Origin of the sequence: Leclercia sp. GLN_9 (genome assembly GCF_043105735.1) — a bacterium.
Taxonomy (GTDB): domain Bacteria; phylum Pseudomonadota; class Gammaproteobacteria; order Enterobacterales; family Enterobacteriaceae; genus Enterobacter; species Enterobacter adecarboxylatus.
On sequence record NZ_JBICLV010000005.1, the window covers coordinates 14,440 to 30,666 of the forward strand.

Annotated in this window: 19 protein-coding genes; 16 read left to right on the top strand and 3 right to left on the bottom strand. The window is 55.5% G+C overall.

Annotation, left to right across the window (positions count from 1 at the left end):
- The first annotated feature begins 306 nt into the window (after nt 1-306).
- The 12 genes from rseD (at nt 307) to acpS (ending at nt 9,944) form a co-directional block, all read left to right on the top strand.
- Entirely contained in the window at nt 307-375 is a 69-nt protein-coding gene (rseD, locus tag ACF8PE_RS02490) for a rpoE leader peptide RseD (RefSeq protein ID WP_231313890.1), read from the top strand.
- The gene (rpoE, locus tag ACF8PE_RS02495; protein WP_032613187.1) at nt 372-947 is read left to right on the top strand and encodes an RNA polymerase sigma factor RpoE; all 576 of its coding nucleotides are present in this window, start codon (nt 372-374) and stop codon (nt 945-947) included. The genes rseD and rpoE overlap by 4 nt, the downstream gene beginning before the upstream one ends.
- A gap of 31 nt (nt 948-978) precedes the next feature.
- The gene (gene rseA, locus ACF8PE_RS02500; protein ID WP_032613185.1) at nt 979-1,629 is read left to right on the top strand and encodes an anti-sigma-E factor RseA; all 651 of its coding nucleotides are present in this window, start codon (nt 979-981) and stop codon (nt 1,627-1,629) included.
- Entirely contained in the window at nt 1,629-2,582 is a 954-nt protein-coding gene (rseB, locus tag ACF8PE_RS02505; protein WP_032613183.1) for a sigma-E factor regulatory protein RseB, read from the top strand. The genes rseA and rseB overlap by 1 nt, the downstream gene beginning before the upstream one ends.
- Nucleotides 2,579-3,055: a SoxR-reducing system protein RseC gene (gene rseC / locus ACF8PE_RS02510; protein WP_150872084.1), complete on the top strand. Its 477-nt coding sequence runs from the start codon at nt 2,579-2,581 to the stop codon at nt 3,053-3,055. The genes rseB and rseC overlap by 4 nt, the downstream gene beginning before the upstream one ends.
- Nucleotides 3,056-3,239: 184 nt before the next feature.
- Complete coding sequence (gene lepA / locus ACF8PE_RS02515; RefSeq protein ID WP_032613179.1) at nt 3,240-5,039, top strand: translation elongation factor 4; 1,800 nt, start codon at nt 3,240-3,242, stop codon at nt 5,037-5,039.
- A gap of 17 nt (nt 5,040-5,056) precedes the next feature.
- A complete protein-coding gene (lepB, locus tag ACF8PE_RS02520; protein ID WP_032613177.1) occupies nt 5,057-6,031 on the top strand; it encodes a signal peptidase I in 975 nt (324 codons plus the stop codon).
- A 223-nt stretch (nt 6,032-6,254) separates the two neighbouring features.
- Nucleotides 6,255-6,935, top strand: coding sequence for a ribonuclease III (rnc, locus tag ACF8PE_RS02525; protein WP_032613175.1), 681 nt, complete (start codon nt 6,255-6,257; stop codon nt 6,933-6,935).
- On the top strand, nt 6,932-7,837 hold the full coding sequence (era, locus tag ACF8PE_RS02530; RefSeq protein WP_032613173.1) for a GTPase Era: 906 nt from the start codon (nt 6,932-6,934) through the stop codon (nt 7,835-7,837). The genes rnc and era overlap by 4 nt, the downstream gene beginning before the upstream one ends.
- Nucleotides 7,838-8,035: 198 nt before the next feature.
- Complete coding sequence (recO, locus tag ACF8PE_RS02535; protein ID WP_032613220.1) at nt 8,036-8,743, top strand: DNA repair protein RecO; 708 nt, start codon at nt 8,036-8,038, stop codon at nt 8,741-8,743.
- A gap of 89 nt (nt 8,744-8,832) precedes the next feature.
- A complete protein-coding gene (gene pdxJ / locus ACF8PE_RS02540) occupies nt 8,833-9,564 on the top strand; it encodes a pyridoxine 5'-phosphate synthase (protein ID WP_150872081.1) in 732 nt (243 codons plus the stop codon).
- Entirely contained in the window at nt 9,564-9,944 is a 381-nt protein-coding gene (acpS, locus tag ACF8PE_RS02545; RefSeq protein ID WP_077226732.1) for a holo-ACP synthase, read from the top strand. The genes pdxJ and acpS overlap by 1 nt, the downstream gene beginning before the upstream one ends.
- Here acpS and ACF8PE_RS02550 read toward each other — a convergent pair.
- Complete coding sequence (locus ACF8PE_RS02550) at nt 9,941-10,201, bottom strand: YfhL family 4Fe-4S dicluster ferredoxin (RefSeq protein WP_032613169.1); 261 nt, start codon at nt 10,199-10,201, stop codon at nt 9,941-9,943. The genes acpS and ACF8PE_RS02550 overlap by 4 nt on opposite strands.
- Before the next feature lie 56 nt (nt 10,202-10,257).
- Nucleotides 10,258-11,106, bottom strand: a complete 849-nt coding sequence (locus ACF8PE_RS02555; protein WP_032613168.1) for a MurR/RpiR family transcriptional regulator — start codon at nt 11,104-11,106, stop codon at nt 10,258-10,260.
- A 118-nt stretch (nt 11,107-11,224) separates the two neighbouring features.
- Between ACF8PE_RS02555 and murQ the strand changes: the two genes are divergently transcribed.
- The 4 genes from murQ to tadA are packed head-to-tail and all read left to right on the top strand — an operon-like array spanning nt 11,225 to nt 14,690.
- A complete protein-coding gene (gene murQ / locus ACF8PE_RS02560; RefSeq protein WP_032613166.1) occupies nt 11,225-12,118 on the top strand; it encodes an N-acetylmuramic acid 6-phosphate etherase in 894 nt (297 codons plus the stop codon).
- 10 nt (nt 12,119-12,128) lie between these two features.
- Entirely contained in the window at nt 12,129-13,481 is a 1,353-nt protein-coding gene (locus ACF8PE_RS02565) for a PTS transporter subunit EIIC (RefSeq protein WP_103793078.1), read from the top strand.
- A gap of 3 nt (nt 13,482-13,484) precedes the next feature.
- Entirely contained in the window at nt 13,485-14,120 is a 636-nt protein-coding gene (gene yfhb, locus ACF8PE_RS02570; protein WP_032613162.1) for a phosphatidylglycerophosphatase C, read from the top strand.
- 30 nt (nt 14,121-14,150) lie between these two features.
- A complete protein-coding gene (tadA, locus tag ACF8PE_RS02575) occupies nt 14,151-14,690 on the top strand; it encodes a tRNA adenosine(34) deaminase TadA (protein WP_150872070.1) in 540 nt (179 codons plus the stop codon).
- Here the strand turns inward: tadA and mltF are convergent.
- Nucleotides 14,572-16,128, bottom strand: coding sequence for a membrane-bound lytic murein transglycosylase MltF (mltF, locus tag ACF8PE_RS02580; RefSeq protein ID WP_144836714.1), 1,557 nt, complete (start codon nt 16,126-16,128; stop codon nt 14,572-14,574). The genes tadA and mltF overlap by 119 nt on opposite strands.
- Nucleotides 16,129-16,227 lie beyond the last annotated feature (99 nt).

Below are 16,227 nucleotides of genomic sequence, written 5' to 3' on the forward strand. Positions count from 1 at the left end.
GCGAGGAATCGCACGTTTTTTTTAAGGTTAGTTGCAATGACTAAACAACACGCCAGGAACAAGCAGGCACAAAAAGAGCAGAAATATTTTGCGAAGCAGATCGTTAGCTTCAGATTTTGTGGTGAAATAAAGCCAGTCTTGCGGTACCCTGCAAGCGGTAAATGCCAATTCTTATCAGAAACTGGGTGCGTTTCGGTATCAGACTTATAATGAGAGAAAATGAACAGTCTGCGACACGATTAACAAAAACAAAGGCGTGACGGAACTTTTTGAAAAAAAGACCCTCAAAGCAACTGCTTGCTCACAGTGCAGTGTTTGGAGTGGCGTTTCGATAACGCGTGGATTTTAGGTTTGGGGAGACATTACCTCGGATGAGCGAGCAGTTAACGGACCAGATTCTGGTTGAACGGGTCCAGAAGGGAGATCAGAAAGCCTTTAACTTACTGGTGGTGCGCTACCAGCATAAAGTGGCGAGTCTGGTGTCCCGTTATGTACCGTCAGGCGATGTCCCTGATGTCGTACAAGAATCTTTTATCAAGGCCTATCGCGCGCTGGAATCTTTCCGGGGAGATAGTGCTTTTTATACCTGGCTGTATCGTATTGCTGTCAATACCGCCAAGAACTACCTCGTCGCTCAGGGCCGCCGTCCGCCTTCAAGCGATGTTGACGCCATTGACGCAGAAAACTTTGAAAGCGGCGGTGCGTTAAAAGAAATTTCGAACCCTGAGAACTTAATGTTGTCAGAAGAACTGAGACAAATAGTTTTTCGCACCATCGAGTCGCTTCCGGAAGATTTACGCATGGCAATTACGTTGCGGGAGTTAGATGGCCTGAGCTATGAAGAGATAGCCGCTATCATGGATTGCCCGGTCGGTACGGTTCGCTCACGAATTTTTCGTGCGCGAGAAGCTATTGATAATAAAGTTCAACCGCTAATCAGGCGTTGACGATAGCGGGATACTGGAAAAGGTATTAGGCATGCAGAAAGAACAACTTTCCGCTTTAATGGATGGTGAAACGCTGGACAGTGAGATGCTTAATGAGCTTTCTCGCTCTCCTGAGATGCAAAAAACCTGGGAGAGTTATCATCTCATCCGCGATACCCTGCGCGGTGATACCAGTGACGTTCTCCATTTCGATATCTCAGCTCGCGTAATGGCTGCCATCGAGAATGAACCTGTTTCTCAAGCCACTCCGCTGATTCCTGAAGCCCAACCGGCACCGCACCAGTGGCAGAAGATGCCTTTCTGGAACAAAGTGCGTCCCTGGGCAAGTCAACTGACGCAAATGGGCGTCGCTGCGTGCGTATCGCTTGCAGTTATTGTTGGCGTCCAGCAGTATAACAATCAATCTGAAGTCAACCAGCAACCAGAAGCGCCAGTGTTTAACACGCTGCCGATGATGGGCAAAGCCAGCCCGGTAAGCCTGGGTATTCCTTCTGATGCATCGGCAGGCGCCGGTCAGCAGCAGCAGGTACAAGAGCAACGCCGTCGCATCAATGCGATGTTGCAGGACTACGAATTGCAGCGCCGTCTGCATTCCGAACAACTTCAGTTTGAGCAAGCACAAACCCAGCAGGCTGCTGTGCAAGTGCCTGGAAACCAAACTTTAGGAACGCAATCGCAGTAATGAAGCAACTTTGGTGCGCCATGTCTCTGATGGCGGGTAGCCTGTTCTTCACTGTCAACGCCTCGGCTGATGTATCGTCCGGGGCGTTGTTACAGCAAATGAACCAGGCCAGCCAGTCACTCAACTACGAGCTGTCTTTTATCAGCATTAATAAGCAAGGTGTAGAGTCGTTACGCTATCGCCATGCCCGTCTTGATAAACAGCCGCTTGCCCAGCTATTGCAGATGGATGGTCCGCGCCGCGAAGTTGTGCAGCGTGGCAACGAAATCAGCTATTTTGAGCCGGGTCTTGAACCCTTTACGCTGAACGGCGATTACATCGTTGATTCGCTGCCTTCGCTCATCTATACCGATTTCAAACGGCTTGCTCCTTACTACGACTTTATCTCCGTAGGGCGTACCCGCATTGCTGACCGGCTCTGTGAAGTGCTGCGCGTGGTCGCCAGAGACGGAACGCGTTACAGCTATATCGTGTGGATGGATGCTGAGACCAGGCTGCCTATGCGTGTCGATCTGCTGGATCGGGATGGCGAGACGCTGGAACAGTTCCGGGTGATCGCCTTCACCATTAACGATCAGGTTGGCAACAGCATGCAGAATCTGGCAAAAGCCAACCTGCCGCCGCTGCTTTCTGTACCGGCAGGCGACCCTGTCAGCTTCAACTGGGCACCAAACTGGATCCCTCAGGGCTTTAGTGAAGTCTCCAGCAGTCGACGTCAGCTACCGACGATTGATACTGCGGTTGAATCCCGTCTTTACTCCGACGGTCTGTTCAGCTTCTCGGTTAACGTCAACCGGGCAACAGCGGTCAGCGCCGATCAGATGCTGCGCACCGGACGCCGAACTGTGAGTACCACCGTGCGTGATAACGCCGAGATCACCGTCGTGGGTGAGCTACCGCCACAAACGGCTAAACGCATCGCCGACAGCATTAAATTCAGGGCCGCACCATGATCAAAGAGTGGGCAACTGTCGTTTCATGGCAGGATGGCATCGCGCTGGTTAGCTGTGACGTCAAAGCATCCTGTAACAGCTGCGCCTCCCGCGCCGGCTGCGGAAGCCGGGTGCTGAATAAACTCGGGCCGCAAACGTCACACACCATTAGTGTACCCAGCGAAGAGCCGCTGGTTGCAGGACAAAAAGTCGAGTTAGGGATCGCTGAAGGCAGCCTGCTTGGTTCTGCCATGCTGGTCTACCTCTCGCCGCTGGTGGGGCTGTTTACCCTGGGGGGCGTCTTCCAGGTTATGTTCAGTACCGATCTTGCCGCAATGTGCGGGGCAGCTCTGGGTGGCGTGGGGGGATTTTTACTTGCCCGCGGCTTTTCATCCAGGCTTGCCGTCCGTGAAGAGTGGCAGCCTGTGATCCTCAGTGTTGGATTGCCCCCCGATCAGCTTCGTGTCGAAATGCTCTCTTCTGAAGCCCGGTGATGTCACCGGGCTTTGCTTTATTTACATCTCATAAAAGAAAACGCTGAATCTTCACGCTAAGCTTGCTGGAAGAGCATTTCCCGGTGAAGGAGATGTAGTGTAGAATGCTGCGTTTTCGCACTGAAAAACGTCAGGCTAAGAACAGCGGCCTCCAGGAATTCGTAAGGCATAATTATTTAACTATATGAAGAACATACGTAACTTTTCGATCATTGCTCACATTGACCACGGTAAGTCGACGCTGTCTGACCGTATTATCCAGATTTGCGGTGGCCTGTCTGATCGTGAAATGGCAGCCCAGGTACTGGACTCCATGGACCTGGAACGCGAACGCGGCATTACTATTAAAGCGCAGAGCGTCACGCTCGACTACAAAGCGTCTGATGGTGAAACCTATCAGCTGAACTTTATCGATACCCCAGGCCACGTTGACTTCTCTTATGAAGTTTCCCGTTCGCTGGCGGCCTGCGAAGGCGCGCTGCTGGTGGTTGATGCCGGGCAGGGCGTAGAAGCCCAGACGCTGGCCAACTGCTATACCGCGATGGAAATGGATCTCGAAGTGGTGCCGGTACTGAACAAAATCGACCTGCCAGCCGCCGATCCTGAACGCGTAGCGGAAGAGATTGAAGATATCGTCGGTATCGATGCGACGGACGCAGTACGCTGCTCGGCGAAAACCGGCGTGGGTGTAACCGACGTGCTGGAACGTCTGGTGCGTGATATCCCGGCCCCGGAAGGTGATGCCGATGCGCCACTGCAGGCGCTGATTATCGACTCCTGGTTCGATAACTACCTTGGCGTTGTCTCGCTGGTGCGTATTAAAAACGGCACCATGCGCAAAGGCGACAAAATTAAAGTGATGAGTACCGGCCAGGTCTATAACGCTGACCGTCTGGGGATCTTCACGCCAAAACAGGTTGACCGTACCGAGTTGAAATGCGGCGAGGTAGGCTGGCTGGTTTGTGCCATCAAAGACATTCTTGGCGCGCCAGTGGGCGATACCCTGACCCAGGCACGTAACCCGGCAGATAAAGCGCTGCCAGGCTTCAAAAAGGTGAAGCCACAGGTTTACGCAGGTCTGTTCCCGGTCAGCTCTGATGATTACGAGAACTTCCGTGACGCGCTCGGCAAACTGAGCCTGAACGATGCTTCCCTGTTCTATGAGCCAGAAAGCTCCACGGCGCTGGGCTTCGGCTTCCGCTGCGGCTTCCTCGGCCTGCTGCACATGGAGATCATCCAGGAGCGTCTGGAGCGTGAGTACGATCTGGATCTGATTACCACTGCGCCGACGGTAGTTTACGAAGTGGAGACCACCTCGAAAGAGGTTATCTACGTCGACAGCCCATCCAAGCTGCCGCCGCTGAACAATATTCATGAGCTGCGCGAGCCGATTGCAGAGTGTCATATGCTGCTGCCGCAGGAATTCCTGGGTAACGTCATCACGCTCTGTATCGAAAAACGCGGCGTGCAGACCAACATGGTTTACCACGGTAACCAGGTTGCGCTGACCTACGAAATCCCGATGGCAGAAGTGGTGCTCGACTTCTTCGACCGCCTGAAGTCTACCTCCCGCGGTTATGCGTCGCTGGATTACAACTTCAAACGCTTCCAGGCCTCTAACATGGTGCGTGTGGACGTGCTGATCAACAGCGAGCGCGTCGATGCGCTGGCACTGATTACCCACAACGACAATGCTCCGTATCGCGGTCGTGAACTGGTCGAGAAGATGAAAGAGCTCATTCCGCGCCAGCAGTTCGACATTGCGATTCAGGCAGCCATTGGCAACCACATCATCGCCCGTTCGACGGTGAAACAGTTGCGTAAAAACGTTCTGGCAAAATGCTATGGCGGTGACGTCAGCCGTAAGAAAAAGCTGCTCCAGAAGCAGAAAGAAGGTAAGAAGCGTATGAAGCAGGTCGGTAACGTCGAACTGCCGCAGGAAGCGTTCCTCGCCATTCTGCACGTGGGTAAAGACGGAAAATAATCCTTTAAGGAGTTGGCATGGCGAACATGTTTGCCCTGATCCTGGTGGTTGCCACCCTGGTGACAGGGCTGTTGTGGTGTCTGGATAAGTTTATCTTTGCCCCGAAACGTCACGAACGCCAGGCCGCCGCGCAGGCGGCCACGGGCGACCAGTTGGATGCGAAAACCCTGAAAAAAGTCAGCCCGAAGCCGGGTTGGCTGGAAACGGGCGCTTCTGTCTTTCCGGTGCTGGCCATTGTGCTGGTGGTACGTTCGTTTATCTATGAACCTTTCCAGATCCCATCCGGTTCGATGATGCCAACGTTGCTGATCGGTGATTTTATTCTGGTGGAGAAGTTTGCCTACGGCATTAAAGATCCGATCTACCAGAAAACGCTGATCGAAACCGGTCATCCGAAACGTGGCGACATCGTGGTGTTTAAATACCCGGACGATCCGCGTCTGGATTACATCAAACGCACCGTTGGCGTGCCGGGCGACAAGGTGACCTATAATCCGGTCTCCAAAGAGGTAACGGTTCAGCCTGGATGCAGTTCCGGTACGGCCTGTGGAAGCGCGCTGGCAGTAACCTATTCCGGCGTTGAGCCCAGCGACTTTGTACAGACGTTTGCCCGCCGTAACGGTGGCGAAGCGACCAGCGGTTTCTTCCAGCTGCCGAAAGGCGAGACCAAAGAGAACGGTATTCGTCTGAACGAGCGTAAAGAGACGTTGGGCGATGTGACGCACCGTATCCTGACCGTCTCCATCGCTCAGGATCAGCTGGGGATGTACTATCATCAGCAGGGGCAGCAGCTGGCGACCTGGATTGTGCCGCCGGGACACTACTTCATGATGGGTGATAACCGCGACAACAGCGCGGACAGCCGTTACTGGGGCTTTGTGCCGGAAGCGAATCTGGTCGGCAAAGCGACCACTATCTGGATGAGCTTTGAGAAACAGGAAGGCGAATGGCCGACCGGCGTACGGTTAAATCGTATCGGCGGCATCCACTAATTCCTGATAAATACGCACGTAGTCTCTTTAATCAGAGGCTACGTGAATTATTTCAGTGATAAATCTCTTCTGACTAACGACAACCCCTGTCGTTGCGTATAGAATATTCCCCCGAAGTTTAAGGTTGGCGCTGATTCAGTGCCACGGCACACGAAACCGCGTTGGCTTTTTCAGGACGGTTTCGTGTGCTGCATTTTTGACGCATTTATTCTATTGGTATCGCATGAACCCCATCGTAATTAATCGGCTTCAACGGAAGCTGGGCTACACTTTTCAGCATCAGGAGTTGTTGCAACAGGCATTAACCCATCGCAGTGCCAGCAGCAAACATAATGAGAGACTCGAATTCCTGGGCGACTCCATTTTAAGTTTTGTTATTGCGAATGCGCTTTATCATCGCTTCCCGCGCGTGGACGAAGGTGATATGAGTCGCATGCGCGCAACGCTGGTACGTGGCAATACGCTTGCCGAAATTGCCCGTGAATTTGAACTGGGTGAGTGCCTGCGACTCGGGCCTGGCGAACTGAAAAGCGGCGGCTTCCGTCGTGAATCTATTCTCGCGGATACCGTCGAAGCGTTAATCGGTGGCGTTTTCCTCGACAGCGATATCCAGACGGTTGAGCAGCTGATCCTGAACTGGTATCAGTCGCGTCTGGATGAAATCAGCCCGGGTGATAAACAGAAAGATCCAAAGACTCGTTTGCAGGAGTATTTGCAGGGTCGCCATCTGCCGTTGCCATCTTATCTGGTGGTGCAGGTTCGTGGCGAAGCACACGATCAGGAATTTACCATCCATTGCCAGGTCAGTGGCCTGAGTGAACCGGTGGTTGGCACAGGTTCAAGCCGTCGCAAGGCGGAACAGGCTGCCGCCGAACAGGCGTTAAAAATGCTGGAGCTGGAATGAGCGAAGAAAAGAGTTACTGCGGTTTTGTTGCTATCGTCGGCCGTCCGAACGTAGGCAAGTCAACCCTGCTGAATAATCTGCTGGGACAGAAGATTTCCATCACTTCCCGCAAGGCGCAGACCACCCGTCACCGTATTGTCGGTATCCATACCGAAGGGGCGTATCAGGCTATTTATGTCGATACCCCGGGTCTGCACATGGAAGAAAAACGCGCCATTAACCGTCTGATGAACAAGGCGGCGAGCAGCTCTATCGGTGACGTTGAGCTGGTCATTTTCGTGGTCGAAGGCACCCGCTGGACGCCGGACGACGAGATGGTGCTGAACAAGCTGCGCGACGGTAAAACGCCGGTGATCCTCGCGGTCAACAAAGTTGATAACGTGCAGGAAAAAGCCGATCTGCTGCCGCATCTGCAGTGGCTGGGTAGCCAGATGAACTTCCTCGATATCGTTCCGCTCTCTGCCGAGACCGGTCTGAACGTCGATACCATCGCGGGCATCGTGCGTAAGCATCTGCCAGAAGCGATTCATCACTTCCCGGAAGATTACATCACTGACCGTTCTCAGCGCTTTATGGCGTCTGAAATCATCCGTGAAAAGCTGATGCGTTTCCTCGGCGCTGAACTGCCGTACTCTGTGACCGTGGAAATCGAACGTTTCCAGAGCAACGAGCGCGGCGGCTATGACATCAACGGGCTGATCCTCGTTGAGCGCGAAGGGCAGAAGAAGATGGTGATTGGCAACAAAGGTGCCAAAATCAAAACCATCGGTATTGAAGCCCGTAAGGACATGCAAGAGATGTTTGAAGCCCCGGTTCACCTGGAACTGTGGGTAAAAGTGAAATCTGGCTGGGCCGATGACGAGCGCGCACTGCGCAGTCTTGGTTACGGCGACGACGTATAGCGTTTCACACTCTATGGCTTTCGAGGTGCAGGACAAAACACAACGTGTTTTGAACAGCGCTTACACTGGCTCCGAAGGAGCGAGGCCGGAGGCTGAGTCACGCGGCATGGCCGCGAATCCCCGGGAGCTTAATCCACTCACTGGCTGGGGTGAACGGACGCAGCCAACGCGCCTGCAACCTGAAAGACGACGAGTATGATGGAAGGCTGGCAGCGTGCATTTGTACTGCATAGTCGTCCCTGGAGCGAAACCAGCCTGATGCTGGACGTCTTCACGGAAGAATCAGGCCGCGTGCGCCTTGTTGCTAAAGGCGCACGTTCCAAACGTTCTAACCTGAAGGGTACGCTACAACCCTTCACCCCACTGCTGGTGCGCTTCAGTGGGCGCGGGGAAGTCAAAACCCTGCGCAGTGCCGAAGCCGTTTCTCTGGCGCTCCCCCTCTCTGGTATTACGCTGTACAGCGGTCTGTATGTGAACGAGCTGATTACGCGCGTTCTTGAACATGAGACCCGCTTCTCTGAACTCTTTTTCGATTATCTGCACTGTATCCAGGCGCTGGCGGGTGTTACCGGCTCGCCCGAACCTGTGCTGCGTCGCTTCGAGCTGGCGTTGCTTGGGCATCTGGGGTATGGCGTCGATTTTATGCACTGTGCAGGCAGCGGCGATCCGGTCGAAGACACCATGACCTACCGCTATCGCGAAGAGAAGGGCTTTATTGCCAGCGTCGTCATTGATAACAGCACCTTCACCGGACGGGATCTACGGGCGCTGGCAGAACGCGAGTTTCCCGACGCCAGCACCCTGCGGGCGGCAAAACGCTTTACCCGTATTGCGCTCAAGCCGTATCTTGGTGGCAAGCCCCTTAAGAGCCGCGAATTATTTCGGCAGTTTATACCGAAGCGTTAACGTATTGAGTACACCCCGGCTCCAGCCTTCACCCAGTGAGAGAGGGCCAGGGCGAGGGGAAACGAACCAAAATAAAACCGAGGATTGTCATGGCTGAATTACTGTTAGGCATCAACATTGATCACATTGCCACCCTGCGCAACGCGCGCGGTACGGCCTATCCTGATCCGGTTCAGGCGGCATTCATTGCTGAGCAGGCAGGTGCCGATGGCATTACCGTGCATCTGCGCGAAGACCGTCGCCATATTACCGATCGTGACGTACGTGTTCTGCGCCAGACGCTGGACACCCGCATGAATCTGGAGATGGCCGTCACCGAAGAGATGCTGGCCATCGCCGTTGAGACCAAACCGCACTTCTGCTGCCTGGTGCCGGAAAAGCGCCAGGAAGTGACCACTGAAGGCGGGCTGGACGTGGCCGGTCAGCTGGACAAGATGCGTGATGCCTGCAAACGCCTGGCCGATGCCGGGATCCTGGTATCGCTTTTTATCGATGCTGATGAAGCGCAGATCAAAGCCGCCGCAGACGTGGGTGCGCCGTACATTGAAATCCATACCGGCTGCTATGCCGATGCCGAAGACGAAGCGACCCAGGCAAAAGAGCTGGATCGCATTGCCAGAGCCGCTGCCTATGCTGCGGGTCTTGGCCTCAAGGTCAATGCCGGTCACGGCCTGACGTACCATAACGTCAAAGCCATTGCCGCGATCCCGGAGATGCACGAGCTGAACATTGGTCATGCCATTATTGGACGTGCAGTGATGAGCGGCCTGAAAGAGGCGGTGGCCGAGATGAAACGTCTGATGCAGGAAGCCCGCAAGTAATGGCCATCCTCGGCTTAGGCACGGATATCGTTGAAATCGCCCGTATCGAAGCGGTGATTACCCGTAGCGGCGATCGCCTTGCCCGCCGGGTGCTCAGCGATAACGAGTGGGCCATCTGGGAAACGCACCAGCAGCCGGTGCGTTTTCTGGCCAAGCGTTTTGCGGTGAAGGAGGCGGCGGCGAAAGCTTTCGGCACCGGGATCCGCAATGGCCTGGCGTTTAATCAGTTCGAAGTGTTTAACGATGAGTTGGGCAAACCGCGCCTTAGGCTGTGGGGCGAGGCATTAGCGCTGGCAGAAAAGCTCGGTGTGGCGCATATGCACGTCACGCTGGCGGATGAACGTCATTACGCCTGCGCCACGGTGATTATCGAAAGTTAAATCTTATCCGCGTGGTGCATCAGGACGAACTTGTCCCATAACTGCTCTTCGGATTCAGAATGTGCCGGATCTTTCAGGATGGTATTGGGGATTGGGCACACCTTCTGGCAGGTTGGCGTCTCGTAATGGCCAATGCATTCGGTGCAGCGGTCGCTGTTAATCTCATAAATGGTGTCCCCCATCGAAATGGCCTGGTTCGGGCATTCAGGTTCGCACATATCGCAATTGATGCATTTTTTGGTGATTAACAGCGCCATCAGGAAATTCTCAGAAACAACACAAACAGGGCGGGCATTATACGCTCATTCCCTGCTCAAACCAGTTTTTTTACCAGCGCTTCGCTGTGACGTATGCGTTCCGGGGCGCGCTCCAGATCCTGCTGGACCAGGGCCATAAACAGCAGGTCGGTGAGCATCATCTGCGCGCTGGTAGAGGAGATCGCCGCGCTGCGGGTGGCCTGCTCTTCGGCAATAGTGTACAGACAACGCGTAGCCCGCTGCTGCAGTGCATTAGGCGTAAAGCCGGTGATAGCCAGGATTTTCCCGCCTACGCGCAGGGCTTCATCGGCGGCAAGATTAATCTCCCGACGTTCGCCGGAATAGGAGATCGCCAGCAACAAATCATCAGGCGCCATCGCCTGCACGGTCGCCAGCAGGGCATGCATATCCTGCTCAACGATGGCTATCAGGCCGATCTTGTTCAACTTCCAGCCAAAGTTTCGCGCCACCAGCCCCGACGCCCCGATCCCGGTGAGGATCACCCGCCGTGCCGCGTGCAGCATGGCGACGCTTTCCAGCAGCTTCTCTTCACTGTTGACGTCAAGCGTGGCGTGCATCGCCGCGACCTTCTCCTTGATCAGCTTTTCGCCCACCAGACGCATCGGATCATCGCCGCGGATCTGGTTGTGCACCGGCATGGATTGCGGATTCGGATTGCTGGCCAGGGCTTCGCTCAGCGCCAGCTTCAGCGCCGGAAAACCTTTAAACCCAATTTTTTGCGCGAATTTGACCACGCTGGACTGACTCACTCCCGCCTCGCTTGCCAGCTGCTGGGAACTTAAGTGGCGGGCACGATCGGGCTGGGTGAGCAAAAAGTCCGCCAGTTTTTTATCACTCTGGGCAAAACCCGCGTATCGCTGGCGGATACGAATTAAACAGTTCATAAGGACTCCTGGCGAAATGTGATGAGTGCAGCAAATGCGAATTCTGCTCGCCTGAATGAATTTTATATTCCATTATAATGCGACTATTATGAATTAAAAATTCTTGAGGCACAAAAAAATGAATCTCGGCTCACTGGTATCAGAATCCCGCAATCCACAAACCCTGGATCTCGATGCGCTCTCCACGCTTGACCTGGTTAATCGCTTTAACCAACAGGATACGCTGGTCGCGCAGGCAGTGAAAGAAACATTACCTGAGGTGGCGAAAGCCGTCGATGCCGCCGCCGCCGCACTGAAAGCGGGCGGACGCATCATCTACATGGGCGCGGGCACCAGCGGGCGTCTGGGGGTGCTGGATGCTTCAGAATGTCCACCAACCTTTGGTGTACCGCACGGCCTGGTCATCGGCCTGATTGCCGGTGGTCCGGGGGCATTACTGAAGGCGGTGGAAGGGGCCGAGGACAGTCAACAGCTCGGTGAAGACGATCTCAAAGCACTCAACCTGACTGCGCAGGATCTGGTGGTCGGGCTGGCGGCCTCCGGACGCACGCCGTACGTGATTGGCGGCCTGGCATTTGCGAACCAGATCGGCTGCACCACCGTGGCGATCTCCTGTAATCCTGGCTCACCGATTGCCCAGATTGCGTCGATCGCCATCTCGCCCGTTGTCGGCCCGGAAGCCTTAACCGGCTCCACCCGCCTGAAATCCGGCACCGCGCAAAAGCTGGTGCTGAACATGATCTCTACCGGCGCGATGGTGAAATTCGGCAAGGTCTATCAGAACCTGATGGTGGACATGAAAGCCACTAACGTGAAGCTCATCGACAGGGCGTGCCGCATGGTGGTGGAAGCTACCGGCACCTCCCGTGAAGAGGCGGAAGAGGTGTTGAAACAGACCGGGTATGACGTTAAACCGGCCATTCTGATGATCTTAAGCGGGCTGGATGCCGCTGCGGCGCGCGCCAGACTTGACGCGCATCAGGGATTCTTACGTGCGGCATTAGAGAACTAAAGAGGCATACATGGAAAAAACAGTAGCCCTCGCCAGCGATATCCTTGCGGGTATCGGCGGAGAGAACAATATTCTGCGTCTGGAAAACTGCATGACGCGGGTGCGGGTGGAAGTTCAGGATGATAACAAACTCGATCTGGCGCGGCTGAAAAAACTGCCCGGCGTCAGCGGCTATGTGAAGCAGGGGGAGCAACACCAGCTGATCGTCGGCCCTGGAAAGGCCGCGCAGGTGGTGGACGCCATGCGTTCGCTGATGGGCGGAGCGGTGATTGATGACGCCGAGCGCACTAAAGCGCAGGCGAAGGCCAAATATAAAGCGCCGATGAGCGACGCGCTGCGCCAGCTGGCAAACGTCTTTATTCCGCTTATCCCGGCTTTTATTGCCTCGGGGCTGATCACCGGGATTATCAATATCCTCAAACGCCCGGACATTGTTGGCGACTTCGCGACCCACTATCCCAACCTGCTGGGGATCCTCGGCATCTTCGGCAGCGCGGTCTTTGCCATCATGAACATTCTGGTGGGGGTGAACACCGCCAAAGTGTTTGGCGGCTCGCTGGCGATGGGTGGGGTTATGGCGGGGATCCTTTCCAGCCCGCAGTTGGCGCAAATCACCCTGTTTGGTGAAGCGCTGCAGCCGGGGCGGGGCGGGGTGATCGCCGTTCTGCTGGTGGTAGTATTGATGTGCTGGATTGAGAAAAGGCTTCGCAGTGTTCTGCCTGGCTCGCTGGAGCTGATTTTTAATCCGCTGCTGACAACCTTAATCACTGGCAGCGTTGCAATCATCGCCCTCCAACCGTTGGGTGGCGTGATCTCGGAATCTATCGCCCACGGCGCTTCCTGGGCTATCGATCGCGGGGGATTCCTGGTGGGCGGGGTACTGTCCGGCACCTTCCTGCCGCTGGTATTGACCGGCTTACACCAGGGCCTGGTGCCTATCCACGTTGAGCTGGTACAGGCCCATGGTTACAACGCGCTGCTGCCTATTCTGGCGATGGCCGGTGTCGGGCAGATCGGCGCGGCGATTGCGGTGCTGATGAAAACCCGTAATGAACGCCTGAAAAAGGTGATCAAAGGGGCGCTGCCGGTCGGGCTGTTGGGGATCGGTGAACCGCTGATCTTCGGTGTCACCCTGCCGCTGGGCAAGCCATTTATCGGCGCCTGTCTGGGGGGCGCGATCGGCGGGGCGCTCATTAGTTACTGGAAAGTGGCAACCGTTATCACCTTCGGTATTTCTGGATTACCGCTGGCATTAACCATCGTTACCGGAAAAGTCATGCTCTATCTGTTAGGCTATTTGGTAGCGGTGATCGCCGGGTTCCTGTTTACCTGGCTGTTAGGGTTTAATGATCCAGAGGAGTAAGGTTTGGCCAATCACGAGCGTCGCGTAGTCTTTTTTGATCTGGACGGAACGCTGCATCAGCAGGATATGTTCGGCACCTTTATGCGCTATTTGCTGCGCCGACAGCCCCTGAATGCTTTGCTCGTGTTGCCCCTGTTACCCATTATCGGCGGGGCGTTGCTGGTTAAAGGCCGCGCCGCCCGCTGGCCGATGAGCCTGCTGCTGTGGGGCTGCACCTTCGGCCACAGCGAAGCGCGGCTCAAACAGCTGGAGAAAGAGTTTGTCAGCTGGTTTCGTGGACATGTCACCGCCTTCCCGGTGGTGCAGGAGCGGTTAACCAACTACCTGAATGCCAACGATGCCGATATCTGGCTGATTACCGGCTCGCCGCAGTCGCTGGTCGAGCAGGTCTATTTCGATACCCCCTGGCTGCCGCGCGTCAACCTGATTGCCACTCAGATGGGGCGCGCGTACGGTGGCTGGGTGCTGACCATGCGCTGCCTCGGCCACGAAAAGGTGGTGCAGCTGGAGAAGAAAATTGGCACCCCGCTGCGGCTCTACAGCGGCTACAGCGACAGTAAGCAGGACAACCCCCTCCTTTACTTCTGCCAGCACCGCTGGCGCGTCACGCCCCTCGGCGAACTTCAGCAACTGGAATGAGTGTGTGATTATGCATAGCGGGTGTGTATAATGCGCCCGCTTTTCAGACTGGAGTATGCTGCGTTGTCCGACCTTGAACTCAATCATGAATACTGGATGCGCCATGCGCTCCAGCTTGCCAAACGTGCCTGGGAAGAGGGTGAAGTCCCGGTGGGCGCCGTGCTGGTCCACAATAACCAGGCGATTGGCGAAGGCTGGAATCGCCCGATTGGACGTCACGATCCCACCGCCCATGCCGAAATCATGGCCCTGCGCCAGGGTGGACTGGTGCTGCAAAACTACCGCCTGCTGGACACCACGCTCTATGTCACCCTCGAACCTTGCGTCATGTGCTCCGGTGCCATGATCCACAGCCGGATCGGCACGGTGGTGTATGGCGCGTCAGATGAAAAAACCGGTGCGGCAGGTTCGCTGCTGGACGTGCTCCGCCATCCCGGCATGAACCATCAGGTCAATGTGATGGGTGGGGTGCTGGCACCAGCGTGTTCGGAGATGCTAAGTGAGTTCTTTCGAATGCGGCGTCAGCAGAAAAAGCGACAAAAGGCAGAATTGAAGTTATCGGGCGAGTAAGTTCATCCGGCGACACCACCGGATAACTTTGCGCCAGCTGCTGTGTTGCCTGCGCCTCTCTCTCTTTCTCCATCAGATACCCCACCAGGCTAATCTGGTATTTACGGATATTTTCCACGTAGGCGTAGGCCTCGTGGCCGCGCGCATAGCCATAGGTTAACTTGCTGTAATACGGCTTCTGGCTCAGCAGCGGCAGTCGCTGTTTGACGTCTGACCAGCTATCGGCATTGCCTTTGGTTTTTGCCGTCAGGGCGCGGGCGTCGATCATATGGGCATATCCCATGTTGTAGGCCGCCAGCGCAAACCAGATCCGCTCCTCTTCCGGCACCGTCTCCGGCACCTTATCCATCATATCCTGCAGGTAGCGCGCGCCGCCGCTGATGCTCTGTTCGGCATCGGTACGGTCGGTGAGACCCAGGCTCTGGGCGGTATTTTTGGTCAGCATCATCAGGCCGCGCACGCCAGTGGGCGAGGTGGCGAGGGCATCCCAGTGTGATTCCTGATACGAGATGGCTGCCAGCAGGCGCCAGTCGATCTCCTGAGCGTACTTCTCAAACAGCGGCTTGAGATCCGGCAGGACATTATCTACCGCCCGCAGGAAGCTGCGGGTATCTACATAGTCAAAGTCATCGCCATGACCGAGGTATTTCTCCTCCAGACGCGCCAGGGTGCCGTCCTCATTCATTCCGTTGAAGAAATCGAGCATCGCGGCGGAGAGCGTCTGGTCGGCATCGAGGGGGCTGAACCAGGTGACGGGCTGCTCGTCAGTGACATCCAGCGCCACCGCCAGTTCCGGGTGAACACGCTGGAACAGGCTGATGGCTACCGAGTCCGCGATGGTGTAGGGCAGTTTACCGTCGGCGACCAGCCCCAGCAGCGCCGTGGTGCCCAGCTTCTCATCCACCCTCCAGTTAAGGTCGGGATACTTTTTCTCTTTCAATGCCCGCAGATCGTCAATCACCACATGCCCGGGGGCAATGGTGAGCTGGTCAGCCGTGAGGCTGGCAAGAGAGCGCGGACGCAGGCTGCCGACGCGATAGACCAGCTGCTGCGAGACGGAGTAAAAAGTGGGGCCTGGTTGATAGTTTTTACTGCGCTCGCTGTTATAGACCAGCCCGGCGGCCAGCATATCGGCATCGCCGTTGTCCAGATCGTCAAACAGCTGGCTGATGTTCTGGCGCACGGTCATTTTGAGCTTTACGCCCAGGTAGTCAGCAAAGTGCTGCGCCAGCTCGTAGTCCAGGCCAATCACTTTGTTGTTGATCGCGGTGTAGGTCAACGGCGAAGAGATAGTACTGACGCGCAGCTCCCCCCGCGCCTGAATGGCGGCAATGCGATTGTCGGCCTTGCTGAACCAGGGGATTGAAGGCCAAAGGGCCGCTGCCAGCAGCAAGGTAACTATGCCGATGAACAGATAATTAATCTTTAATTTTTTCAATAAGTTGATTCTATGAGCAGTCTATTATTTTGGTTTGTTGTCGCCACAGTAAAAACAAGTATTACCAAAGATTTCGCGGCATTTTGCGTAAAGTTACGC